The sequence below is a fragment of the Pseudomonas sp. CNPSo 3701 genome (assembly GCF_028674975.1).
Taxonomy (GTDB): Bacteria; Pseudomonadota; Gammaproteobacteria; order Pseudomonadales; family Pseudomonadaceae; genus Aquipseudomonas; species Aquipseudomonas straminea.
On record NZ_JAQZSI010000004.1, the window covers coordinates 693,171 to 718,051 of the forward strand.

General features: G+C 65.3%; 18 protein-coding genes. 7 read left to right on the forward strand and 11 right to left on the reverse strand.

Going from position 1 to position 24,881, the window contains the following annotated elements; all coding sequences use genetic code 11:
- Window positions 1-30: 30 nt before the first annotated feature.
- Complete coding sequence (locus tag PVA39_RS15600; RefSeq protein ID WP_274124995.1) at window positions 31-969, reverse strand: LysR family transcriptional regulator; 939 nt, start codon at window positions 967-969, stop codon at window positions 31-33.
- A gap of 607 nt (window positions 970-1,576) precedes the next feature.
- Here PVA39_RS15600 and PVA39_RS15605 point away from each other — a divergent pair.
- Complete coding sequence (locus PVA39_RS15605) at window positions 1,577-3,049, forward strand: inorganic phosphate transporter (protein ID WP_093507494.1); 1,473 nt, start codon at window positions 1,577-1,579, stop codon at window positions 3,047-3,049.
- A 49-nt stretch (window positions 3,050-3,098) separates the two neighbouring features.
- Here the strand turns inward: PVA39_RS15605 and PVA39_RS15610 are convergent, their stop codons facing one another.
- The gene (locus tag PVA39_RS15610; protein WP_274124808.1) at window positions 3,099-3,578 is read right to left on the reverse strand and encodes a GNAT family N-acetyltransferase; all 480 of its coding nucleotides are present in this window, start codon (window positions 3,576-3,578) and stop codon (window positions 3,099-3,101) included.
- Window positions 3,579-3,725: 147 nt separating this feature from the next.
- Between PVA39_RS15610 and PVA39_RS15615 the strand changes: the two genes are divergently transcribed.
- Window positions 3,726-4,127, forward strand: coding sequence for a hypothetical protein (locus tag PVA39_RS15615; protein WP_274124809.1), 402 nt, complete (start codon window positions 3,726-3,728; stop codon window positions 4,125-4,127).
- Window positions 4,128-4,145: 18 nt separating this feature from the next.
- Here PVA39_RS15615 and hglS read toward each other — a convergent pair whose 3' ends face one another.
- From hglS to PVA39_RS15630, 3 genes are all read right to left on the reverse strand, one after another.
- Window positions 4,146-5,543, reverse strand: coding sequence for a 2-oxoadipate dioxygenase/decarboxylase HglS (gene hglS, locus PVA39_RS15620; protein WP_274124810.1), 1,398 nt, complete (start codon window positions 5,541-5,543; stop codon window positions 4,146-4,148).
- Between the two features lie 74 nt (window positions 5,544-5,617).
- A complete protein-coding gene (locus PVA39_RS15625) occupies window positions 5,618-6,868 on the reverse strand; it encodes a 2-aminoadipate transaminase (RefSeq protein ID WP_274124811.1) in 1,251 nt (416 codons plus the stop codon).
- A gap of 118 nt (window positions 6,869-6,986) precedes the next feature.
- Window positions 6,987-7,916: a LysR substrate-binding domain-containing protein gene (locus PVA39_RS15630; protein ID WP_274124812.1), complete on the reverse strand. Its 930-nt coding sequence runs from the start codon at window positions 7,914-7,916 to the stop codon at window positions 6,987-6,989.
- Between the two features lie 143 nt (window positions 7,917-8,059).
- Here PVA39_RS15630 and amaB point away from each other — a divergent pair, with 143 nt between their 5' ends.
- From amaB to amaA, 3 genes are all read left to right on the forward strand, one after another.
- The gene (amaB, locus tag PVA39_RS15635) at window positions 8,060-9,553 is read left to right on the forward strand and encodes an L-piperidine-6-carboxylate dehydrogenase (protein WP_274124813.1); all 1,494 of its coding nucleotides are present in this window, start codon (window positions 8,060-8,062) and stop codon (window positions 9,551-9,553) included.
- A gap of 209 nt (window positions 9,554-9,762) precedes the next feature.
- Entirely contained in the window at window positions 9,763-11,220 is a 1,458-nt protein-coding gene (gene nhaC, locus PVA39_RS15640; RefSeq protein ID WP_274124814.1) for a Na+/H+ antiporter NhaC, read from the forward strand.
- A gap of 114 nt (window positions 11,221-11,334) precedes the next feature.
- Entirely contained in the window at window positions 11,335-12,621 is a 1,287-nt protein-coding gene (gene amaA / locus PVA39_RS15645) for an L-pipecolate oxidase (protein ID WP_274124815.1), read from the forward strand.
- A gap of 325 nt (window positions 12,622-12,946) precedes the next feature.
- On the opposite strand, the gene ydiJ is transcribed toward amaA, so the two are convergent.
- Window positions 12,947-15,970 (reverse strand): D-2-hydroxyglutarate dehydrogenase YdiJ, encoded by a 3,024-nt coding sequence (gene ydiJ, locus PVA39_RS15650; RefSeq protein WP_274124816.1) that lies wholly within the window; start codon window positions 15,968-15,970, stop codon window positions 12,947-12,949.
- 126 nt (window positions 15,971-16,096) lie between these two features.
- Between ydiJ and PVA39_RS15655 the strand changes: the two genes are divergently transcribed.
- Both PVA39_RS15655 and PVA39_RS15660 read left to right on the forward strand, forming a co-directional pair.
- Window positions 16,097-16,999, forward strand: a complete 903-nt coding sequence (locus tag PVA39_RS15655; RefSeq protein WP_274124817.1) for a LysR substrate-binding domain-containing protein — start codon at window positions 16,097-16,099, stop codon at window positions 16,997-16,999.
- Between the two features lie 136 nt (window positions 17,000-17,135).
- Entirely contained in the window at window positions 17,136-17,336 is a 201-nt protein-coding gene (locus tag PVA39_RS15660) for a DUF1737 domain-containing protein (protein WP_274124818.1), read from the forward strand.
- Between the two features lie 32 nt (window positions 17,337-17,368).
- Here PVA39_RS15660 and PVA39_RS15665 read toward each other — a convergent pair whose 3' ends face one another.
- The 5 genes from PVA39_RS15665 to PVA39_RS15685 form a co-directional block, all read right to left on the reverse strand.
- Window positions 17,369-18,613 carry a multidrug effflux MFS transporter gene (locus PVA39_RS15665; RefSeq protein WP_274124819.1) on the reverse strand — a complete coding sequence of 415 codons (1,245 nt, stop codon included), beginning with the start codon at window positions 18,611-18,613 and terminating at the stop codon, window positions 17,369-17,371.
- The gene (gene fabF / locus PVA39_RS15670; protein ID WP_274124820.1) at window positions 18,613-19,902 is read right to left on the reverse strand and encodes a beta-ketoacyl-ACP synthase II; all 1,290 of its coding nucleotides are present in this window, start codon (window positions 19,900-19,902) and stop codon (window positions 18,613-18,615) included. The genes PVA39_RS15665 and fabF overlap by 1 nt, the downstream gene beginning before the upstream one ends.
- Before the next feature lie 53 nt (window positions 19,903-19,955).
- A complete protein-coding gene (locus tag PVA39_RS15675) occupies window positions 19,956-23,036 on the reverse strand; it encodes an efflux RND transporter permease subunit (RefSeq protein WP_274124821.1) in 3,081 nt (1,026 codons plus the stop codon).
- Window positions 23,033-24,133 carry an efflux RND transporter periplasmic adaptor subunit gene (locus PVA39_RS15680; protein WP_274124822.1) on the reverse strand — a complete coding sequence of 367 codons (1,101 nt, stop codon included), beginning with the start codon at window positions 24,131-24,133 and terminating at the stop codon, window positions 23,033-23,035. The genes PVA39_RS15675 and PVA39_RS15680 overlap by 4 nt, the downstream gene beginning before the upstream one ends.
- An 80-nt stretch (window positions 24,134-24,213) precedes the next feature.
- Window positions 24,214-24,828, reverse strand: a complete 615-nt coding sequence (locus tag PVA39_RS15685) for a TetR/AcrR family transcriptional regulator (RefSeq protein WP_274124823.1) — start codon at window positions 24,826-24,828, stop codon at window positions 24,214-24,216.
- Between the last annotated feature and the right edge of the window lie 53 nt (window positions 24,829-24,881).

The window sequence follows — 24,881 nt, forward strand, 5'->3', positions numbered from 1 at the left end:
AGGTCTTTCAGTGGTACGCCGCGTGTTTGCTCAGGTTTCTTGCTGAATCGTGTAGAGCGACTCAACCAACAGCTCGAAGGCCGGATTCTGCTGGGCACTGGACCGCGAGACCAGTTCATAGGGTTCGCTGCGGGATTTGAGTTGCAGCGGCAGGCGGACTACCAAACCATGCTGACAGACGTAGTCCGCCACCTCGACAGACACCAGAGCCACCAGCCTCGGATTGCGGCTGAGTAGTGACAGGGTGGCAAGCGCCGAAGTGGTCTCGATCAGGTGTAGCGGGAACGGCAACTGCGCTTCGAAGAACTCATGCTCCAGCGTCCGACGCATCGGCATGTTGGCTCGATAGACCACCCAACGACTGTCCGAGAGGTCCTGCAGCTCGATCCGCTCGCAATTGGCGGCAGGATGGGTCGAATGGGCGATGACTGCCAGAGACTCGTCCTTGATGACCATCGAATCGTAGGCGTCGGGCTTGTCGCTTACCGATAGCCGGCAAATGGCGGCATCCAGACGCCCCTGATCGATCAGGCTCAGCAGGCTTTCGCTGGTATCTTCGACCACCACGACCGATAGCCGCGGCTGAAGCTCCAGCAGGCGCGAGATGGCATGGGTCAACAAGGGAACAGCGCCCATGATGGTGCCGATGGCGAGCTTGCCCCCTGAGCCGCTGGCGATGGCATGCAGTTCATGGCGAAGATTGTCCAGATCGGCCTGGATCAGGCGGGCAAAGCGAATTGCACAGTTACCCGCCGGGGTCGGCAGCAATCCCCGATTGGTGCGTAGAAACAACTCCACACCGAGCGCGGACTCGAGCTCTTTGAGCGCCTTGCTGGCACCCGGCTGGGTGAGCCCCACGCCTTCAGCTGCATTGAGCAGAGAGCCTTTTTCCGCCAGTGCGATAAGCAAACGCAGTTGCTTGGCGTGCAGGCGGGACATGATGGAATTGAGGCTAGCCAGATTCTTCATTGCCAAAAAGTTATACCCCTGAAGCCTATTGTCAATGCAAAGCTCCTTATCCTGGCAATACCAATTCCATCTATAACTGAAAACAATAAAAGATGAAAAAATATCTCTCCGAGACTTGCCTTTCCACAAGCTTGGCCAGCCTCCGGCTGGCCAGTTGTGAGTGGTCATCCGGGGCTATTTCCACCCTGAGCAAATCAAAAAATACGCATTCTTTATGCGCTACTAGTTGTGTCCGAAGCGATTTTCGAGGTAAATCGCGTCCAGACATTTCAGGCGACGTGATGCGAGCCTGGGTCGGCGGGGCAAAAAGCCGGATCGCGAGTACTTTCAGCTTGCGGCCGCAGCCGCGCCCTCCCGCCCACAAACGTCGTCAGCGAACCACCTGCACGCTGCCGGGCCTGGCCTGGCGGCGTGCCTTGGCATTCAACGGGCAGAGAGCATCGCAGGCATGACACACCGCGCAAGCGCTCACCCCACGACTGCCGACCGTAACGCTGGCTGTCCGGCGCCTCACCAGGGCCGGCAGCTGCCAGGCAACGCATCGATCCGCAAAACAACGCGTTGCCCGGAACAACCCACCTCTTCCATGAGCCAGACGTAACCCCCCATGTTCGAACTATTCAGCGGGCTTGATGCCTGGTTGGCGCTGAGCCTCGCACTCGCCCTGCTCTTCGTCCTCACCTTCGAATTCATCAACGGTTTCCACGACACGGCCAACGCCGTGGCCACGGTCATCTACACCAAGGCCATGCCGCCAAACCTGGCGGTGATCATGTCCGGCATCTTCAACTTCCTCGGCGTGCTGCTCGGCGGCGTCGGCGTGGCCTATGCCATCGTCCACCTGCTGCCGGTGGAGCTGCTGATCAACGTCAACACCAGTCGCGGCCTGATCATGGTGTTCTCATTGCTGGCTGCGGCCATCACCTGGAACCTGGGCACCTGGTATTTCGGCATCCCGGCGTCCAGCTCGCACACCCTGATCGGCTCGATCCTCGGCGTCGGCCTGGCCAACGCGCTGCTCACCGATATTCCCCTGGGTGACGGCGTGAACTGGCAGAAGGCGATCGATATCGGCCTGTCGCTGGTGTTCTCGCCGGTGGCCGGTTTCGTGGTCGCCGCCCTGCTGTTCCTGGCGCTCAAGTACTGGATGCCGACGCCCAAGGTGCACAGCACGCCGGTGGTGCGCAAGGAAACCAAGGGCAAGAACAAGCCGCCCTTCTGGAACCGCCTGGTGCTGATCGTCTCGGCCATGGCAGTGAGCTTCGTGCACGGCTCCAACGACGGCCAGAAAGGTATCGGCCTGATCATGCTGGTGCTGATCGGTATCGTGCCTGCCAAGTTCGTGCTCGACCTGAACAGCACCACCTACCAGATTTCCCGGACCCGCGATGCGGCCGTGCACCTGGGTGAGTTCTATCAGCGCAACGCGCCGACCCTGAGCGAATACCTGGCCCTGGGCCAGGCTGCCAATACTGAGCTGCCCAAGCAGTTCCGTTGCGACCCCAAGCTCACCGAGCCGACCATCAACGGCCTGCTGCGCACCCTCGATGGCGTCAACGACTACCGCGACCTCAACGAAGAGGCGCGCATCGACATCCGCCGCTACCTGCTGTGCCTCGACGACTCGGCGAAGAAGGTCGGCAAGCTGCCGGACCTGCCGGCACGCGAGAAGGCCGACCTCGACAAGCTGCGCAAGGACCTGACCGCCACCACCGAATACGCGCCGTTCTGGGTGATCCTCGCCGTGGCCCTGGCTCTGGGCATCGGCACCATGGTCGGCTGGAAGCGCGTGGTGAAAACCGTCGGCGAGAAGATCGGCAAGCAGGGCATGACCTACGCCCAGGGCATGAGCGCGCAGATCACCGCGGCCTGCGCCATCGGCCTGGCCAACGTCTACAGCCTGCCGGTGTCGACCACCCACGTGTTGTCCTCGGGCGTGGCCGGCACCATGGTCGCCAACCGCAGCGGCCTGCAGGGCAGCACCATCAGCAACATCCTGCTGGCCTGGGTGCTCACCCTGCCCACCTCGATGGCCCTGGCCGCCGGCCTGTTCTACGTCTCGACGCTGATCTTCGGCTGATCGAATAAACGAGGCACCCGTTCCGGGTGCCTCGTCCCCTCTCCAATCGTTACTTGCAGCTCCAGCGCATGCTCTGCGCGAGGATATGCGGGTGGCTGTCGATCGGTTCCCACTCGTCGAGGAATTCGAAACCGTGCCGGCGGTAGAACTGCACGGCCCTGACATTCTCCGGGGCGACTTCGAGAAACAGCGCATCGACGCCCAGCTCTATCGCAGATGCCTTCACGGCCGCTACCAGCCCGTCCGCCGCGCCTGAACCGCGAGCCGCCGGCTCGACCCACATGGCGATCAGCTCATAGCGGGCGGAATCCCGAAACCCCGCGCCCACCAGGCCAACCGGCCTGCGCTCGTCGAGTGCCAGCCAGAACCGCGTCCTCTCCCCCGCCGCCCGCACCTGCCAGTGGGCATCGCTGTCGGCCGCTGCCATCTGGTAACTCACTCCGAACGCGGTAGGCGTGTCCTGCAAGGCGGCCAGGCGGATCCGTTTCAGTAGCGTCCAGTCTTCCTTTTGGGTGGCGCGGATATCCATGGGTCTTCCGATCCTCCAGATTGAAATTCAGATCAGCCAGGCGCTTCACATCGAGCAACCCGCCAGCAGACCTACAATGCCGTACCGACGGCCATCACTGCCAGCAAAAGGCACCAACCGAAGCCGCCAACGGGAAAGAGAGACTCCATGAAGCACAGCCTCAAACAACTGGCGATTGCATTGGCCGTCATTGTCGCAGCGCTGGGTGCGCTGTTCGTCGCCATTGCCTACTGGGCCGTGCCGACCGCCGAGGTGCGCAACGAGTCGGCCGCTGCCGTGCAGGTGGTGGCCCAGTGGCGTAACCAGAGCCACGACCTGGGCGCGATCCGGCCTGGGCAGACCGAGGTGTTCAGGGTGCCTGGCGAGGGCGGTATCACCTTCAGCGTGACCTATGCCGATGGCCGCCAGATGATCAGCCCGGAGATCTACTACACCCTGATCACCACCGTGCGGGCAGTGGTCAGTGAACAGAGCATCAGCGTCGATAGCGAGCTGGGGCTGGCGACCGCTGACCAGAATCCGCGCAACGCGCCTGGTCAGAAGCGGTAACGCCCCAAGCCGCGTTGATCAGCCCAGCGATTCGAGCCCCAGTGCCTTCGCGCACTCGGCCAGCGAGCGGCGCTGGGTTTCGGCGTACAGCGCCAACTCGTCGTGCACCGTGGCGCCGAGGGCGGCGTGGAAGGCCTGCTGGTTGGAGGTGGCGTCGTAGCTGACCTGGGCATCATCGCCGAGGTTGGACTGGAAGATGCCGGCAGCGCTCACCGGCAGGAAATCCTCGTAGACCAGCGGCTCGAAATGCACATGGCCGGCCTCGATCAGGGCGTCCAGGCTGCGCGGTGCGGTTTCGTCTCGGCGCGCGGCCTTGCCGGCTTCGGTGACGAAGTAGCGGAAGTAGGCCAGGCCTTCGCGGCGCATGGTCGTGTAGCTGTCGGGGAAGGCTTCGAAGCGTTGCTCAAGTAAGTCTGCATAGCGCTGGGCATTGGCTTCGTTGGGGAACTCGCCCAGTTCGTCGCGCGCTTCGTTGAGCAGCCGGTCGTACAGCGCGCGGCCGGCAGGGGTCAGGGCGGCACCGCGCTGCTCGATCTCGCCGAAGCGCGCAGTATGGCTGCCGGTCGCATCGGACTGGCCGACGAAGGCCACGCGCTCCTGCAGCGCCTTGAAGCTGGTCTGGCGCAGCAGGATCGGGCACTGGCGCCGAGGCGGGCCCTCGACCACGGCCTTGGGCGTGATGCCGCGCTTGGGCATGGCCGCCTGCACTTCGTCGATATCCAGGGTGCGCGGCGTCAGATGGTTGATGTGCGGCCCCTTGAAGGCCACCACGTCGGCGATCAGGCGGTGCTGACCATGCAGCCGGTCGTACTCGGAGGCAGTGACGGTGGCCTCGGTATGCCAGCGAAAGGTCTCCAGCGCCTCTTTGACGAACTCCTCGGCATCGGCGGCATCCAGGCCGCCCTGGGCTTCGCATTGTTCGATCAGCGCCCGCGCGCGCGGGGTGAAGATGTCGCGCTTGGCGAGAATCTCGGCGGCCAGGGCACGCAGTGCTTCGTCCTCGATCAGCTCCAGACGCAACAGCGAGGTGAACACGCGAAACGGGCTGACCTGCAGGTCGGTTTCATGCACAGCGCGAAAGGCGGTGGAATGCACCGGCACGCCGGCCGAGCTGAGGTCGTAGTAGCCCACCGGCTGCATGCCCATGACCGCGAACAGGCGGCGGATGGTCGACAGCTCCTCGGCAGTGCCGACGCGAATCGCGCCGTGGCGCTCCATGGCCAGGCGTTCGATTTCACCGGTCCACTCCAGCTGCTGCTTCAGCGCTGTAGAGCCCGCCAGCGCCTGGGTGTTGGTGTCCGCCACCAGGTCGAGCAGGTCGCCATACAGCGGCACTTCGGCGCGGTACATGGCGGACATGGCGCTGGAAAACTGCGCACGGATTTGCGAGGGATCGACGAATCCTGAAGTGTTCATAGCGGGCGAATCTCCTGTCACGCTTGTCAGTTGGCCGTGGCGGTACTCGCCGGCCTGAAAGTTGGCGAATACGCTCAGCCGAGGTTGGCCAGGCAGTGTTCGATGATATCCAGGCCCTGCTCGAACAGCGCCGGCTCGATGGTCAGCGGTGCCAGCAGGCGCACGATATGGCGGTTCTTGCCGCTAGGCATCAGCAACAGCCCCTTGGCCCGCGCCGCCTCCAGCAGTTCGGCCAGTTGCGTGGTGCCGGGCTGACCGTCACGGGTGACCAACTCGATACCGCGCATCGCGCCAACCCCGGTGAGGCGGCCCAGATACGGCGACAGGTCCTTGGCGCGCCATTGTTCATAGCGGCGCAGCAGCGCCTGTTCCTGGGCCTCGCCCCAGGTGGCCAAGTTGGCGTCGGTCATCTGCCGCAGGCTGGCCAGGGCCGCCGCACAGGCGATGGGGTTGCCCGAGTAGGTGCCGCCCAGGCCGCCTTTGGGCAGCGCACCCATCAGCTCGGGGCGGCCAACCACGGCGCCCAGCGGCAGGCCGCCGGCGATGCTCTTGCCGAGCAGCAGCATGTCGGGCTCGATGCCCAGGCGGGTGAAGGCGAAGCGCTGGCCGGTACGGCCGAAGCCGGACTGGATTTCATCGAGCATCAGCAGCACGCCATGCTCGTCGCACCAGCGACGCAGGCGCTTGGCGAAGTCCGCATCCAGAGCCAGAAAGCCGCCCTCGCCCTGCACCGGTTCGATGATGAAGCAGGCGACATCGTTGACGTCCACCTCGACGCTGAACAGCCGGTCGATGGCCTTGAAGGCTTCGTCCGCGGTCACGCCGGTATACGCGCTCGGATACGGCACGTGATAGACGGGCCCCGGCAGCACGCCAACTTTCTGCTTGTACGGCGCCACCTTGCCGTTGAGGTTGAGGGTGGCCAGGGTTCGACCGTGGAAGCCGCCGTCAAAGGCGATCACCACGCTACGGCCGGTCGCCGCGCGCACCACCTTCAGAGCATTTTCGGCGGCTTCGGCGCCGCTATTGGTGAGCATGCCCGCCAGCGGATAGCTGACCGGCACGAAGGCCGCGAGGGCGTCCATCAGCTGGCGATAGCCCTGGTGCGGCACGGCGTTGAAAGTCGAATGGGTCAACCGCCCCGCCTGCTCGGTGATCGCGCTGACCACCTGCGGGTTGCAGTGGCCGAGGTTGAGCACGCCGATGCCGCCGACGAAGTCGATGTACGACCTGCCCTCGGTATCCCATACCTGGGCGTTCAGGCCGTGGGACAGCGTGATGGGATGCACTACGGAAAGGGACGAGCTGATGGGCGAGTGACTCATGGATTACCTACCTGGGCCGCCATCACCGGGGCGCGATGACAGGCAGCAGTGCCTGGAAACGATGCCCCTATAAAAGCGATTCAGGCGCCCATGCCACAAGCGAAATAAAGTGCTGCCGTCATTCCTTAAATTCAGGAACTTGCTGAACACCGCCCGTACCGTCCCTGGCCTTTTCCAGAATCCAGTCGATCAACGCCCTGACCTTCGGCACCTCGGCGGACTGCTCGGCGAAGGCGATGAAGTGTGCCCCCTGACTGGGTTTGTAGTGCTGCCAAGGGATCACCAGCTTGCCTTCCTGCAGCTCGTCCAGCACCAGAAAGCGCGGCACCAGGGCTACACCACAGCCGGACTCGGCCGCGCGGATGCACATGTAGAAGGTATCGAAGCGCGGCCCGTGGTAGCTGTTTTCGGTGCTGATGCCCTGCTCCTCGAACCATTCGTGCCAGGCACCGGGGCGCGAGGTGCATTGCAGCAGCACCAGGCTGGCCAGGTCGCCAGCGTCGAACAGCGGCTCATTGGGCAGCAGGTCCGGCGCGCACACCGGGATCACGTCCTCGCCGAACAGCTCGATGCAGATGGCGCCCGGCCAGGAGCCGGTGCCATAGAAGAACGCCACATCGGCCTTGGCCTGCACCAGATCGAAGGGTTCCAGCTCGTTCTTGATGTCCAGATGGATAGTCGGGTGGCGCCGGGAGAACCCCTTGAGGTTGGGCACCAGCCAGCGCGCGCCGAAGGTTGGCTGGGTGGCCACCTTGAGCACCTCGGTTTCGCCGCCGTAGGAGAGGATGTAGCGGCTGGAGATATCCACCTGGGTGAGAATCTTGTTCACCTCGGCCAGGTACAACTCGCCAGCTGGCGCCAGCTGCAGGCGGCGACGCACGCGGTGAAACAGCGGGTGCTGGAGCATGTCCTCAAGCTGCGCCACCTGCTTGCTCACCGCGCTCTGGGTCAGGTGCAACTCCTGGGCGGCGCGTGTGAAGCTCAGGTGCCGGGCCGCGGCCTCGAAGCATTGCAGAGCGGTCATGGTTGGCAGCAATCGTTTGGACATGGTGTTCTCAGGGCAAGACAGTGCGACTTGATTCCATGACGGAATGACATGGTGCATAAACGTCGTTTGTTCAACGCGCGTTCGGGGATTAATACTGATCCCCGTCAATGTTTTCAACTCCACAGACGACCCAGGAGATCACCATGGTTGACCAGCTACTCAAACGTCTTGGTGTCAGCACCAGCGCCTACCAAGGGGGCAACCATGCCGTGTACACCCCCATCGACGGCAGCCAGATCGGCCACTTGAACCTGGAAAGCGCCGACGCGGTACGTACCAAGATCGCCGCCGGTCACGACGCCTTCCTGGCCTGGCGCAAGGTACCGGCGCCGCGTCGCGGCGAGCTGGTGCGCCTGTTCGGCGAGGTGCTGCGTGAGCACAAGGCCGATCTCGGCGAGCTGGTGTCCGTCGAAGCCGGCAAGATCACCCAGGAAGGCCTGGGCGAAGTGCAGGAAATGATCGACATCTGCGACTTCGCCGTCGGCCTGTCGCGCCAGCTCTACGGCCTGACCATCGCCTCCGAGCGCCCTGGCCACCACATGCGTGAAACCTGGCACCCGCTGGGCGTGGTCGGGGTGATCAGCGCCTTCAACTTCCCGGTCGCCGTGTGGGCGTGGAACACCACCCTGGCCCTGGTCGCCGGCAACGCGGTGATCTGGAAACCGTCGGAAAAGACCCCGCTGACCGCCCTCGCCTCTCAGGCGCTATTCGACAAGGCCCTCGCCCGCTTCGGCAACGATGCACCGCAAGGCCTGGCGCAACTGGTCATCGGTGACCGCGAGGCCGGCGAAGTGCTGGTCGACGACCCGCGTGTGCCTCTGATCAGCGCCACCGGCAGCACCCGCATGGGCCGTGAAGTCGCCCCTCGCGTAGCCGCCCGCTTCGGCCGCAGCATCCTGGAACTGGGCGGCAACAACGCCATGATCCTCACCCCCAGCGCCGATCTCGACCTGGCCGTGCGCGGCATCCTGTTCAGCGCCGTCGGCACCGCCGGCCAGCGCTGCACCACCCTGCGCCGCCTGATCGTCCATCGCTCGATCAAGGACGACGTGGTGGCCCGCGTCAAAGCCGCCTACGCCAAGGTGCGCATCGGCGATCCGCGTCAGGGCAACCTGATCGGCCCGCTGATCGACAAGCAGGCGTTCAGCGCCATGCAGGACGCCCTGACCAAGGCCCGCGACGAAGGCGGCCAGGTGTTCGGTGGCGAGCGCCAGCTGGCCGACAGCTTCCCCAACGGTTACTACGTGAGCCCCGCCATCGTCGAGATGCCGGGCCAGAGCGCAGTGGTGCGCCACGAAACCTTCGCGCCGATCCTCTATGTGCTCGCCTACGACGACTTCGAAGAGGCGCTGCGCCTGAACAACGAAGTGCCCCAGGGTCTGTCCTCGTGCATCTTCACCACCGACGTGCGTGAAGCCGAAGCCTTCCAAGGCGCGGCCGGAAGCGACTGCGGCATCGCCAACGTCAACATCGGTACCAGCGGTGCGGAAATCGGCGGCGCATTTGGCGGCGAGAAGGAAACCGGCGGCGGTCGCGAATCCGGTTCTGATGCCTGGAAGGCCTACATGCGCCGCCAGACCAACACCGTCAACTACTCCCGCGAACTGCCGCTGGCCCAGGGCATCGTGTTCGACTGATTGGCACCCGCCATGTCGATCTGGATCGGCATGGCGTTTCCCACAAAGACGGATAACCAGTAGCTGTTGACCGTTACACAGCGGCCCCTGCCTGCGTGCAGCAAAGGCAGAGGTGCCAGTGACTGCAGCCCAATAACAACAAAAGAGGCTCGCGATGCGCACTACCCCCTTTTTCGCGTACTGCCCCCAAAAAAAGAAGGAGTTTGACCTTGGACGCCCGTAAGGAAATGACCTGGGAGGCGCCGTCCTTTGCTGTGGCAGTGGCTCCCCTGATAATTACCGCCATCTTGCTGATGGTTCAGTTCTTCCTCTTCGAGGATTTCACCCCCCATGTGCCGCTCGCCCTGGGTGTGCTGGCATGCGGACTGTTCGCAGTAAGCCGGGGCATGCCCTGGTTCAGTATCGAAGCCTCGATGTTCAAGGTGGTGCGTATCGGCATCCCGGCCATCTTCATTCTGATGTGCATCGGCATGCTGATCGGCTCGTGGATCGCCTCCGGTACCGTGCCCACGTTGCTCTATTACGGTTTCAGCTACCTGTCTGGTGGCAGCTTCCTAGTGGTGACGTGCCTGCTCTGTTCGTTGATCTCACTGATGACCGGAACCTCATGGGGCACCGTGGGCACGGTAGGCCTGGCACTGATGGGCGTAGGCGAAGGGCTGGGCGTACCGGCCTATCTGACCGGCGGTGCGATCGTCTCCGGCGCCTTTTTCGGCGACAAGATGTCGCCGCTTTCGGAAACCACCAACCTGACCCCGGCCGTGTGCGGTACCGATCTTTGGAGCCACATCAAGGGCATGCTGCCGACCACCGTACCGGCCATGCTGATTTCCCTGGTGCTCTACGCCTGGATCGGTTCCGGCTACGCGACTCAGGCGGTGGATGCCAGCGGTATTGAGCTGATGCGTTCTGGCGTCGAGCAGCATTACCGTATCGGCCTGTTGACCATGCTGCCACCGCTGGCGGTGATCATCCTGGCCATGCGCAAAGCGCCGGCCCTGCCAGTGATGTTCGCTGGCGTGGTGCTGGCCGCCGTTGTGGCGGTGTTCTACCAGGGTGTCAGCCCCAAGGAGCTGACCAATATCCTGCATAACGGCTTCGTCAGCCAGACAGGGATCGCCTCAGTGGACAAGCTGCTGTCCAAGGGCGGCATCATGTCGATGACCTGGGTCATCACCCTGACGCTGATCGCACTGGCTTTCGTCGGCGCCCTGGAGGCCCACGGCACGCTCGACGCCCTACGCAAGAAGCTCGATCAGGTGATCAAGAATCGCTTTGGCCTCGTGCTGAGCAGCTACACCAGCGTGCTGGGCGTCGGCACCCTGGTCGGTGATGTCTACACCTCGCTGGTACTACCCGGGCAACTGCTCAAGGACAAGTACGCCGCCATGGGCTACAAGCCGACGGTGCTGTCACGCAGCATCGAAGATTGCGGCACGCTGTGTTCACCGCTGATCCCTTGGAACATGGGCGGGGCGTTCGTCTCCTCGTCGCTGGGCATACCGACTCTACTGTATGCGCCAGTCGCGTTCGCTTGCTGGCTGTCGCCGGTGATCGGCCTGATCTGGGCGGCTACCGGAAAGTTCATACCTAGGGTCGAGCCGCAGGCGCCAGCGCAAAGCAATACCGATGGTCTTTTCAGTCCAGTCCGGGTACTGGAAAGATAACGGCCCCAACCTAGGCGGGCTGCCACACCAAAACGTAAGAGAGCAGGTCCTTTCCCAGCGTCGCCGGAAATGGGCCTGCTACCGCGCTAACCGATGTTGAAGGGAGTGGGTGAAATGACAGTTTTCCAGCAACAGTGCCTCTGGGAAGTGGCAACGCCAGCGCCCATTGACGCCGGTGTAATGGTTGGCGAGGTTAAAGTCGATGTCTGCGTGATCGGCGGCGGAATCACCGGGCTGTCGGCGGCGTTGCAACTACTTGAGGCAGGCAAGCGCGTGTGCGTGCTGGAGGCCTTCGAGGTCGGCCATGGCGGCTCGGGGCGCAACGTCGGGCTGGTCAACGCCGGTACCTGGATCAAGCCCGACGACGTGGAAGCCACGCTGGGCGAAAAAGTCGGAGGCCGCCTCAACAAGGTGCTGGGCGATGCGCCGGCAAAGGTGTTCGAAGCCATCGAGCGCTACCAGATCGACTGCCAGGCGCGCCATCAAGGCACCCTGCATATGGCCCACAACGCCGCCGGCCTGGAAGACCTCAAGGCCCGCGAATCGCAGTGGCGCCGCCGTGGCGCGGATGTCGAGCTGCTGACCGGCGCCACCTGTGTGGAGCATTGCGGCACCGACAAGATCACCGGCGCCCTGCTGGACCGTCGCGCCGGCACCATCAACCCCATGGGCTATACCAAGGGCCTCGCCGCCGCCGTGCTGCGCCTGGGCGGCACCCTGCATCAGCAATCGCCGGTCACCGAACTGCACAAGCAGGCCGATGGCTGGCTGGTGCGCACGGCCCTGGGCACGGTCACGGCCGAGAAGATCGTGATTTCCACCGGCGCCTACACCGAGGGCGACTGGACCGAGGTGCAGCGCAACTTCTTCCGCGGCTATTACTACCAGGTCGCTTCGAAGCCGCTGAGCGGCCCGGCGGCCGACGCCGTGCTGCCCCACGGCCAGGGCTCGTGGGACACGCGCACGGTGCTCAGCAGCATCCGCCGTGACGATCAGGGCCGCCTGCTGCTGGGCAGCATGGGCAAGTCCAACAACAAGCCGGACTGGTTCGTGCGCAGTTGGGCGGACCGCATCCAGGGCCATTACTTCCCGCAGCTCGGCAAGGTCGATTGGGAAATGCACTGGACCGGTTGCATCGACTTCACCCCGGATCACCTGATGAAGCTGTTCGAACCGGCGCCTGGCGTGGTCGCGGTGACCGGCTATAACGGCCGCGGCAACACCACCGGCACCGTGGTGGGCCACGCCCTGGCCGACTACCTGCTCAAGAGCGACACCAGCGTGCTGCCCATCCCGCTGTCGCGGATGAAAGCGCTGCGTACCGCCGGGCTGCGCGCCTGCTACTACGAAGCGGGGTTCTCGCTGTACCACGCCGGCCAGTGTCTGCGGGTGATCCTCTAGAACCTGCTCACGATCTTTTCAGGCGGCGCTGATGAGGCTGCTACAAGGCAAAAGCGGCCATCTAACGATCCGGTAGGAGGGGCTTTAGCCCCGAGCTGTATTAGGGCGCAAAGAGCTCGGGGCTAAAGCCCCTCCTACCGATTAAGCGACCGGCCGTTTCCGCCGCTTAGATCGTAGGATGGGTGAAACCCATCAAATTGCGATGGGTTTCACCCATCCTACGACTGCACTCTCTCGTGGGAGCGGGCCGTGCCCGCGAAAATCCCAGCCCTGCAGCGATGCTCCCTGCCCTACCTAACCACAGGAAGCGCCACTACCCCTCCTCCTACTGCAGATGCTCCAGCAATGCCTGGATCGGGTGGCGCAACGTGGCGCTCTTCAGGCGTGCCACCTGACTGCGGCACGAATAACCGGTCGCCAGGGGCTCGGCGGCGGCGCCGGAATTCAGTGCCGGTTCCCAGGACTGGGCGAAGATCGTCCGCGACGTTTCCAGGTTGCGCGCCTCGTGCCCGTAGGTGCCGGACATGCCGCAACAACCGGTGGCCTCGGCCGACACCTGCAGCCCGGCCTGCTCGAACACTTTCACCCACATCGCCGCACTCGGCGCCGCGTTGGTCTTCTCGGTGCAGTGGCCCAGCAGCCGGAACGCCACGGTCTTGGCCGGCAGCTTGGGCTGGCCGTCGAGGGCCTTGAGCAGCCACTCCTGTGGCAGCAACACGTCCGGGCATTGGAGGCCGGCGATCTTGCGGTATTCCTGGCGGTAAACCAGGGTCATCGCCGGGTCCAGCCCCACCAGCGGGATGTCGAAGCCGGCCAGCGCCTGCAAGCCTTTCGCAGTGCGTCGTGCGGTGCGTTCGAAGGCCGGCAGGAAGCCCTGCACGTGCAGCGGCTTGCCGTTGGCCATGAACGGCGCCAGCCATACGCAATAGCCCATCCGGCTGGCCAGTTCGATGAAAGCGGCGAACACCGGCGTCTCGAAATAGCGAGTGAAGGCGTCCTGCACCAGGACCAGGCTCCTGGCCCGCTCCGCCGCGCTCAACCGCGCCAGTTCGGCTGGCGTGGCGATCCTCAGGCCATGGCGCGCCGCCAAGGCCTTGAAGTCGAAATCGCTGAGCAGCGGGCTGTCGACCATGCCGATGCGCTCGGCCAGCAGGCGCGTGACCAGGGGCGAACCCATCACCGCGTTGTACAGCCGCGGCATGCGGGCGAACAGCGGCAGGCTGAATTCCAGCGAGCCGATCAGATAGTCGCGCAGCGGGCGCAGGTAACGCTGGTGGTAGCGCTCCAGGAAGCGCGAGCGAAACTCCGGCACGTTGACCTTCACCGGGCACTGCCCTGCGCAGGACTTGCACGCCAGGCAGCCGGCCATCGCCTCGTAGACCTCGTGGGAAAAGTCGTCATCGCCTGCGCGGGAATGGCGCCAGCGACTCGGCAGGCTACGCAGGAAATCCAGCGGGCCGCTGGCGATCGGCGCCAGCACGTCCACGCCCGCCTGGCCCTGCAGGCGCAGCCACTCGCGCACCAGCGAGGCCCGGCCCTTCGGCGAATGCACGCGCTGGCGCGTGGCCTTCCAGGACGGGCACATGGCGTCGTCCGGGTCGAAGTTGTAGCAGGCGCCGTTGCCGTTGCAGTGCACCGCGGTGCCGTAGCTCTGCCACACACGCTCGTCGATCTGCCGGTCGAGGTCGCCGCGCAGGGTCACTTCGTCGATCTTCAGCAGCGCCTCGTCACTGCCCAGGGGCGTGGCGATCTTGCCGGGGTTCAGCTGGTTGTAGGGGTCGAACGCGGCCTTGAGTGCCTGCAGCGAGGGATACAGCTCACCGAAGAACGCCGGCGCGTATTCCGAGCGCACGCCCTTGCCGTGCTCGCCCCACAGCAGACCGCCATAGCGCTGGGTCAGGGCCGCCACCGCATCGGAGATCGGACGGATGGCCGCGGCCTGCTTCGGATCCTTCATGTCCAGCGCCGGGCGCACGTGCAGCACGCCGGCATCGACGTGGCCGAACATGCCGTAGGTCAGGCCGTGGCCGTCGAGCAGCGCGCGGAATTCGGCGATGAAGTCGGCGAGGTTTTCCGGCGGCACCGCCGTGTCCTCGACGAATGGCTGCGGTCGCACCTCGCCGTCGACGTTGCCGAGCAAGCCCACCGCGCGCTTGCGCATCGCGTAGACCCGTGACACCGCCGCCCGCCCGCTGGCCAGGGTGTGGCCGAGGCGCACCACGCTGGTGTCTTGCTGAATGTGCTGGATGAAACGCTCGACGCGGCCATTGACCTCATCGGGGTCGTCGCCGCTGAATTCCACCAGGTTGATGCCCAGGGTCGGCCGCTGGGGGTCTTCGGGGAAGTACTCGGCGACGCCGTGCCAGACGATGTCGTTCATCGCCAGCAGCAGCACCTTGGAATCCACGGTCTCGATGGACAGCGGCTGCAGGGTGATCAGGTTGCGCGCATCGCGCAGCGCATCCATGAAGCCGGCATAGCGCACGTTGACCAGCACCGAGTACTGGGGAATTGGCAGCACGTTGAGGCGCGCCTCGACGATGAAACCCAGGGAGCCCTCGGAGCCGCACAGCACGCTGTTGAGGTTGAAGCGCCCGTCCGCCTCGCGCAGGTGCGCCAGGTCGTAGCCGGTCAGGCAGCGGTTGAGCTTCGGAAAGGTCGCCTCGATCAGCGCCGCCTTCTCGCGCTGGATCTGCTCGGCGCACTGGTAAACCTGGCCGGTGCGGTCACTGCGGGCCAGCTGTTCGCTGAGGGTCGACTCGCTCACCGGGTGGCTGTGCAGGCGTTCGCCGCCGAGCAGGATGGTGGTCAGCTCCAGCACGTGGTCGCGGGTCTTGCCGTAGGTGCAGCTGCCCTGGCCGCTGGCGTCGGTGTTGATCATGCCGCCGATGGTCGCGCGGTTGGAGGTCGACAGCTCCGGGGCGAAGAACAGCCCGTGGGGCTTGAGTGCGGCGTTGAGCTGGTCCTTGACCACCCCGGCCTGCACCCGCACCCAGCGCTCCTCGGCATTAATCTCCAGGATGCGGTTCATGTGCCGCGACAGGTCGACTACCACGCCATCGGTGAGCGACTGGCCATTGGTGCCAGTGCCGCCGCCCCGTGGCGTCAGCTTGACGCTGCGGTGCGCAGGCTCGCTGACCACCCGCGCCAGCACTTGCACGTCGTCCTCATCGAGGGGGAACACCGCCGCCTGGGGCTGACGCTGGTAGATGGAGTTGTCGGTCGCCAGCACGGTGCGGCTGGCGTGGTCACGGGCGATCTCGCCGCGAAAGCCGGCGGCGCCGAGCGCGTCGAGAAAGGCCAGGTAAAGGGCCTGGGTCGGTTGTGGAGCACTCAGGCTGGCGATCATCGGTTATCTCCCATTGAGCTACACGCCTCTAACGGGCGATTACATCAGGCGGTAATGGCGAGCATTTTCGGGAGTGAATGCCTGTGCTACAAGGGTATTTGCCGTAGCAACCCATGAGTTTTATGAATGAATCTGCGCAGACTGACGCCGTCGATGTCCCTGCTGCTGGCCTTCGAGTCGGCGGCGCGCCACCAGAGCTATACCCGCGCCGCCGCCGAACTGTCGCTGACCCAGAGCGCAGTGAGCCGCCAGGTGCAGGCGCTGGAAGCCTTCCTGGGCATCACCCTGTTCCAGCGCGAAGGCCGCAACGTGGTGCTCACCGACGTGGGCCGGCTGTACGCCGACACCCTGTCCGACGCCCTGGCGCGCATTCGCAACGCGACGCTGCAGGCCATCGACTACGGCTCCGGTGGCGGCACCCTGCGCCTGGCGCTGCTGCCGACCTTCGGCTCGAAATGGCTGCTGCCGCGGCTGCACGAGTTCTACGCCGCCAACCCGGGCGTACAGGTGCACATCCATTCGCGTATCCACGCCGACTTCAGCGACGGTCAGCTCGACGCCGCGATCTGCGTGGGTGACGGCGCCTGGCCGGAACTGATGGCCCACCCGCTGCTCGAGGAATCCATGGTGCTGATCGCCAGCCCGGCGATTCTCGCGGCCGGCGAGCCGCTGACGCCCGAGCTGGCGGCCAGGCAGTTGCTGCTACAGGTGGCCAGCCACCCGCCGATGTGGTCGACCTGGTTCGCTCGGCATGGCGTGAACAGCGGGCAATTGCAGGCCGGCCCCAGCTTCGAGCTGACCTCGCACCTGATCCAGGCCGTGCGCGCCGGCATCGGCGTCGGCCTGGTGCCCCAGGTGCTGGTCGAGGAGGAACTGCGCCAGGGCCAGCTGCGCACCGCCGGCACCCCGGTTGCCAGTGGCCGTACCTACTTTCTTGCCTACCCCAAACGCAATGCCGTGCTGCCGGCGCTAGGCGTGTTCCGGCAGTGGTTGCTCGATGGTGTGGCCAATGGTGGCGAGTGCGGTTGAAGATCGAATCAGCACCGCAAATCGGCCAGCCCTCGGCAACAGCCGGCGGATTGAAAGCTCTCGCGTCGCAAGCGCTTGACGGCGCCCGGCCCGACGCTCATAAACGCATGCCCAACCGCCTCAAGGAACCGAGCCCATGCCCCGCCCGCCAGACGACCTGCCCATCTACCGCGTACTGACCGGCCCCGACGACGCCAGCTTCTGCCGGCGGGTCAGTGCCGCCCTGGAGATGGGTTACCGACTTCACGGCGCCCCGGCCCTCACCTTCAACGGCAAGGACGTGATCGTCGCCCAGGCGGTGATCTGGCCAGGTTCCGCAGCGACGCCGGCGAACTGAACCAGGCTGGATCCAGTGGGTGGCCCGCGCCGTTATTGACGACTCGATAACCTTGCCTGCCGATTGCCCACCGCGAACAAGCCCAGGCCGAGCAGGCAAACCACCGCCTGAGTCGCGCCCAAGGTGGTCACCGGGGCGAAGTCCAATACCGACACCAGCCAGGTGGTGATCGCCGCCGCGCCCATGGTCAGAAAACCGAGCAGCGCCGAGGCCAGGCCCGCTTCGTTGCCGAACGGCCCCATGGTGATGGCGGTGCCCAGCGGGTTGGCCAGGCCCATGCCCCAGAGAAACGTGACCATCGACAGCGAGTACCAGGCCAGGCCGGGGTCGCTCGGGCCGATCAGCAGCAGGCCGCCAGCCAGCGCCGCGACAGCGAGGCCGAAGCTGGCCACCCGGCGGCTGCCGAATCGCCGGGCCAGGCGTGGCGCCACCATACCGGCAGCGAACACCATGAACACGGTCGCCGCGAAGTACAGCCCGGTCTGCAGGGAGGACAGCCCCATGCCGCCCATCAGGATCGCCGGTGCCGCGCCGAAGGAGGCGAACAGGCCGCTCATCAGCAGGCTAACGGCACCGGCAGGCAGAATGAACCGGCCATCGCCGAGCAGGCGGCCATCGGCCGCCATCACCTGCGGCACGGACTGCATGACGCGGCGTTCGGGTGGCAGCGTTTCGCCAAGGCCACGGGCGTAGAAAAACGCGATGATGACGGCGGCAATTCCCACCATCACGAAGATCGCCCGCCAGCCCAGGGCGGTGGTCAGCAGGCTACCCAGCAGCGGCGAGAAACCGGGGGCCGTGGCGGTGGCGATCATGGTCAGCGACAGGGCCCGCGCCAGCGTCTCGCCGTCGAACAGATCTCGGGCGATGGCCCGCGCCAGCACCGCAGCGGCGCAGACGCCCAGGGCCTGGATCACCCGCCCGGCGATCAGCATGCCGAACGAACTCGCCAGGCCGGCCACCAGGGAGCCGACCACGAACAGCGTGAGCCCACCGAGCACCAGACGCTTGCGACCGAAACGGTCGGCCAGCGGCCCTACCACCAGTTGCGCGAGCGCGAAGGTGATGAAGAAGCTGGAAAGCGTCAGCCCGAGCTCGCGGGAGGACACTCCCAGTTGCTGGCCGATCGCCGGGAACGCCGGAAGAATGATGTTGGTGGACAGGATGCCGATCGCCGACAGCCCCGCCAGCAACGCGACCACCCTGCCCGTCAGCGCGGTGCCATTTGGTACGGCCATCGCGCTGCCGCTTGCCACGGTGTCGGGCTGCGCGCTCATCACGCCCCCTCCCAGCGACGAAACAGCACACTGGCATTTACCCCACCAAAGCCGAAGCCATTGGAGAGTGCATGGGTGATCGGCATCGGGCGGGCGTGCAGCGCGACCAGGTCGAGCCCCGCTGCAGCTTCGTCCCGATTGTTGAGGTTCAGGGTCGGCGGCGCGATTTGGTCACGCAACGCCAGCACTGTGAAGATCGCTTCGATTCCGCCGGCGGCTCCCAGCAAATGGCCCGTGGCGGATTTGGTCGAGCTGATCGCGACGCCTGCATGGGCGCCGAACAGCGCCTGAATGGCGGACAACTCACCCTTGTCGCCAACCTGGGTTGAGGTTGCATGGGCGTTGATGTGCTGCACCTCTTCAGGTTTCAGGCCTGCCTGCTGTAGTGCCTGTTGCATGGCGCGGCGCGCCCCGCTGCCATCTTCGGGGCCAGCGGTAAGGTGATAGGCATCGGCGCTGGTGCCATAGCCCACCAGCTCGGCCAGCGGCACAGCGCCGCGCACCTGCGCATGTTCGAGTGACTCGATCACCAGTAGCCCGGCACCTTCGGCCATGACGAACCCATCGCGGTCACGGTCGAAGGGGCGCGACGCCTCCTGCGGCCGCCCGGCAAAGCCGGTCGACAGCGCGCGGGCAGCCGCGAAGCAGCCCAGGGTGACGCGATCGATAGCCGCCTCGGTACCACCACAGATGGCGATATCAGCCTCGCCGCTTCTGATCAGCCGAGCCGCATCGCCAATCGCCTGCACACCTGCCGCACAAGCCGTCACCGGCGCGCCAAGCGGGCCCTTGAAGCCGTGGCTGATCGACACGTGCCCCGCTGCCATGTTGGCGAGAAACGACGGCGCGGTGAACGGCGATAGCCGGCGTGGCCCGCGCGCGTCGGTAATGCGTACGGCCTCGGCGATCGCGCCGAACCCGCCCACCCCCGAGGCGATGACCGTCGCTGTACGCTGCCGCGTCTCCTCCGTGCCAGGCCGCCAGCCCGCTTGCTGCAATGCCTCGTGCGCGGCTACCAGGGCGAATTCGATGAAGCGATCCATCTTCTTGCGTTCCTTGGCCGCGATGACGAGCTCGGGTCGATAGCCGGCAACACCATCCTCGTCGAGCGAGGGCACTTGCCCGCCGACCGTCACCCCGTTGCCGTCGCTGATGGCTGCCGGCAGCGTACGAATGCCCGAGCGCCCGGCTAGCAAGCGCTGCCACGCCGTCTCGGTACCACAGCCCAGGGGGCCGACGAGGCCGACACCGGTTACCACGATGCGCTTGTGCTTTTGGAAATTGATCATTGCAGCCTCTCAGCCAGGTTGGTGGCGAGCAGCCCAGTACTGCTTGCCGGGGATTACGCGTGTGCGTCCTTCGGTTCGTCGCTCGGGCGGATCCTGAACCAGATGGCATACATCGCCGGCAGGAACACCAGCGTCATGATGGTGCCCACGAAGGTGCCGCCGATCAGGGTGTAGGCCAGGGTTCCCCAGAACACCGAGTGGGTGAGCGGGATGAAGGCGAGGATCGCCGCCAGCGCCGTCAGCAGTACCGGGCGAGCGCGCTGCACGGTGGCCTCGACCACGGCCTGGAAGGGATCGAGCCCTTCGCGCTCGTTATGGTGGATCTGCCCGATCAGGATCAGCGTGTTGCGCATCAGGATTCCCGACAGCGCGATCAAACCGACCAGCGCGTTGATGCCGAACGGCTGCTGGAACAGCAGCAGCACCGGCACCACGCCAATCAGGCCCAGCGGCGAGGTGAGAAACACCATGACCATGGCCGAGATCGAGCGCACCTGCAGGATGATGATCAGCAGCGTCAGGGCGATCATGATCGGCAGCAACGGCGCGATCGCCTTGCTGGCCTTGCCGGACTCCTCGATGGAGCCAGCCATCTCGATGCGATAGCCGGCCGGCAGCGTCGCGATGATCGGTTGCAGGTCATTCCACACCGCCGTGGACACGTCCGGCGGCTGCAGCCCTTCGGCGATGTCGCCGCGCACGGTGATGGTCGGCGTGCGGTCGCGGCGGCGCAGGATCGGGTCTTCCATGCGCACATCCACTTCGCCGACCTGGGACAGCGGAATGCGCTGGCCGGCCGAGCCAACCAGGGTGAAGCCTGCGATCTTCGCCGGGTCGAGGCGAATATCCCCCGCCGCGCGACCGACCACCTGTAAGGCGCGGATGTCCTCGCGCACCGAGGTGATCGGCACGCCGCTGAGCAGGAACTGCAGTTGCTGCGCCACCGCGTTGGAGCTCAGGCCAACGGCCTGCAGGCGATCCTGATCCAGCGAGAAATGCAGCGTGGGTACCCGCGGCCCCCAATCGGCGTTCACCGTGCGCATCATCGGGCTGGCCTGCAACACGGACTGCACACGGCTGGCGATTTCGCGCAGCTGCATGGCATCGGGCCCCATTACCCGATAGGCCACCGGGTACGGTGAATACGGGCCGAACACCAGTTGGGTGACGCGCACCTTGGCCTCGGGCGCCAGGCCTTCGGAAGCCACTTCACGGATGCGCAGCTTGAGCGCTTCACGGGCCTCCTGACTGTCCGTCAGCACCACGATCTTGGCAAACGAAGGGTCAGGCAGCTCCGGCGCCATGGCGAGGAAAAAGCGTGGCGGGCCCTGGCCGATGTAGGCGGTGACGATCTTGGCCTCTTCCTGCTCGCGCAGCCACGACTCGACCTTGATGGCCGTGGCGTTGGTCTGCTCGATGGATGTGCCGTAGGGCATCTGCAGCTCGACCAGCACTTCCGGGCGGTCGGACGTCGGGAAGAACTGCTTCTTCACCAGGCCCATGCCCAGTAAGGCCACCACGAACGCGGCGATCACCACGCCGGCCACCAGCCACTTGTGCGCGATGACGCGCCCCAGCAGCCTGCGAAAGCGGTTGTAATGACGCGTGTCGTAGATGGCCGCGTGCCCACCCTCGACCTGCTTGATGTCGGGCAACAGCTTCACGCCCAAATAAGGGGTGAACGCCACGGCAACCACCCAGGAGGCGATCAGCGCGATGCCGACGATCCAGAACATGTTGCTGGTGTACTCGCCGGCCGTGGACTGCGCGAAGCCGTTGGGCATGAAGCCGATGGCCGTGACCAGCGTACCGGAGAGCATCGGCGCCGCAGTGTGGCTCCAGGCGTAGGCCGATGCCTTGAAGCGGTCGTAGCCCTCCTCCATCTTCACCACCATCATTTCGATGGCGATGATGGCGTCGTCCACCAGCAGGCCCAGGGCGAGGATCAGCGAACCCAGGGTAATGCGGTCGAAGTTCTTGCCGGTGGCCGCCATCACCACGAAGACGATGGCCAGGGTCAATGGTACGGCAGCCGCGACCACCACACCCACGCGCCAGCCCATGCTGATGAAGCAGACCAGCATCACCACCAGCAGGGCGACGAAGAACTTGACCATGAACTCATCGACGGACGAGTTGATGTTGACCGCCTGGTCGGTGACCTTGTCCAGCGTCATGCCCAGCGGCATGGCGTCATTGATGCTCGCCGTTTCCGCGTCCAGCGCCGCGCCGAGGTCGAGGCCGTTCCAACCCTCGCGCATCACCACGCCGAGCAGCAGCGCGGGCTCGCCACCGTTGCGCACCAGAAAGGTGGCGGGATCTTCGTAGCCACGCTCCACGGTCGCCACGTCGGCAAGTTTCAGGGTGCGCCCCTGCACGGCAATCGGCGTGTCACGGATTTTCGCCAGGGTGTCGAACGCGCCATCCAGGCGCATCACCACTTGCGGGCCGGAGGTTTCCACCGAGCCGGCTGGGGTCAGCGCGTTCTGGCTGTTGAGTGCGGCGAAGATGTCCTGTGCAGTCACGCCCAGCGTCGCCAGCCGGTCATGGGAAAAGGACACGAAAATGCGCTCGGCCTGCTCACCGATGATGTTGACCTTCTTCACCCCCGGCACATGCAGCAGGCGCTGACGCAGCGATTCGGCTTCGCGTACCAGCTGGCGCTGCGGCTCGCCCTTGGCCTTCAGGGCATACACCGCGAAGGTCACGTCCGAGAACTCGTCGTTGACCATCGGCCCGATGACCCCAGCCGGCAGGCTCCTGGCTTCGTCACCGAGCTTCTTGCGGGCCTGGTAGAACTCCTCCTGCACCTGCGCAGGCGGCGTACTGTCGAGCAGCGACACCATGGTGAACGCCAGGCCCGCACGGGTGTAGGTTTCGCTGCGGTCGTACCAGCGCAGCTCCTGCATGCGCTTTTCCAGCGGTTCGGCGACCTGATCCTGCATTTCCTGGGCAGTGGCGCCCGGCCAGGCGGTGATGATGGTCATCTGCTTGACGGTGAAGGGCGGATCTTCGGCGCGGCCCAACTGGAAGAACGCCAAGGTGCCGGCCAGCGCGATCAGCAGAATGAGAAACAGGGTGATGGCCCGCTCGCGAACCGCCAGTGCCGACAGGTTGAAACGGCCTTCGCTCATGGCTGGCTCCCGGCGACTGTAGGCGCCTGGGCAACTCGCACCTCCTGATCGGCATGCAGCAGGTGTGCGCCCAGCGCCACCACCTGTTCGCCCGCGCCAAGACGGCCCTCGACTCGCGCCGCCTGATCGCCGATCCCCACAACCCGTACCGGCCGCCAGGCGACTTTCGCCGGCTCGCCAGCGACCACCCAGACACCGGGGCCATTGCCCGGGTCGTACAGCGCGGCAGCAGGCACCTGCAGCGCCTGGGCTGCATCGCTCGCCGCGGCGATATCGAGGGTGATGGTGGCGCCGAGCGGGGCGTTGGCCAGCGCGCCGTCGAGTACGTAGCGGGCCTCGAAGGTGCGCGTGGTGGCGTCGGCAGCCTCGGAAAGCAGCCGCAGCCTGGCCGCAACCGAGGCGCTGCTGCTGCCATACAAGGCGGCCTGGGCGGTCGAACCCGGCGCCGGGCGCAGGGTTTCCGGCAGGTGCACGATGGCTTCGCGCTGCCCTGCTCGCGCCAGCCGCACCACGGGCTGCCCGGCACTGACCACCTGGCCGGGCTCGGCCAGGGTTTCCATCACCACGCCGTCGGCATCGGCCAGCAAGGCGGCGTAACCCGTGGCATTGCGCGCCACATCAGCCTGGGCCTGGGCAGCGCTGAGCTGCGCCCTGGCGGAATCGGCAGCCGCCTTGATCTGATCGTAGGTCGAGGCCGACACCGCCCCGGCGGCGACCAGCCCGCGGTAACGGGCTTCGTCGTCAGCCGTCTGCCTGGCCCGCGCCCGGGCAGAGGCGACGGCCTCCTGCTGCGCCCGCGCCTGCAGCTGCAGGTCGACGGGGTCGAGGCGCATCAGCGGCTGGCCGCGCCTGACCGTTTCGCCGGTGTCGACCAGACGCTCCAGCACCTTGCCCGAGACGCGAAAGCCAAGGTCGCTCTGGGTGCGCGCGACCACCACACCGGTGAAGGAACGAGCGGCCCCGGCTGCCTGCTCGACCGCTGCCACCCGAACCAGCGGCGGCTTGTTGCGGGGGTCTTTCTGCACAGACGAATCGCCGCACGCCACTAGGACGAGAGGCAGCAGGCAAACGGCAAGAACGGCGGGCACAAGGCGCATGAGTTCCATCACTCAAGAGCAATTCAGGAACCTCATTCTTAAACCAGTGACTAATATTGTCAACGGTCACTAACGCATGACTACGGAGCCAAGCTGCGCAATATCAGCGCCGGCAGGTGCGCGGCGGCCTCGGCAGCGTCGTCCAGGTTGTATTGCAGCTGGGCGGAATTGACGTAGGGCCGCAGGATCAGAAAGATCGCGTTGGTGGTTTCGTCCAGCGGCGTCTTGCGCTCGAATTCGCCCGCTTCACGGCCCTCGAGGAGAATCTGCTGGATCAACTCGCGTATGCGCAGCTCGTGCGCTTTGACCGACGGCCACTGGTCGCGCGAGGCCACCGCCGCGATGTCGTAGAGCTTGCGGTCGTGGAAGAACAGATCGCTGCCAGCCTCTGAAATCGAGCGGAACAGGCGCCTCATCTTCTCCGAGGCACTCGGCGCATCGGCCAGTGCCGCGTCGACGATGCCCATGATCATGGCCAGGCGATTGGTGCAGATCACCCCACCGATGGCCTGCTTGGAATCGAAGAATTTATAGATGTAGGCCTTGGAAAAACCGACTGCCTTGGCAAGGTCCGAAACCGTGGTTTTCTCATAGCCGTAGTGGCCGAAATGCTGGGTCGCGGCGTTGATGATCTGGTCGCGGATCTCGTGATCCTGCGGCCCGCGTGTGGTCGAGTTGTTCATGTCGTCGTTCATGCCTAGAGCTTAACTCCACGGTGAGCTGATTGACAGCAAGTGACCAATCCATA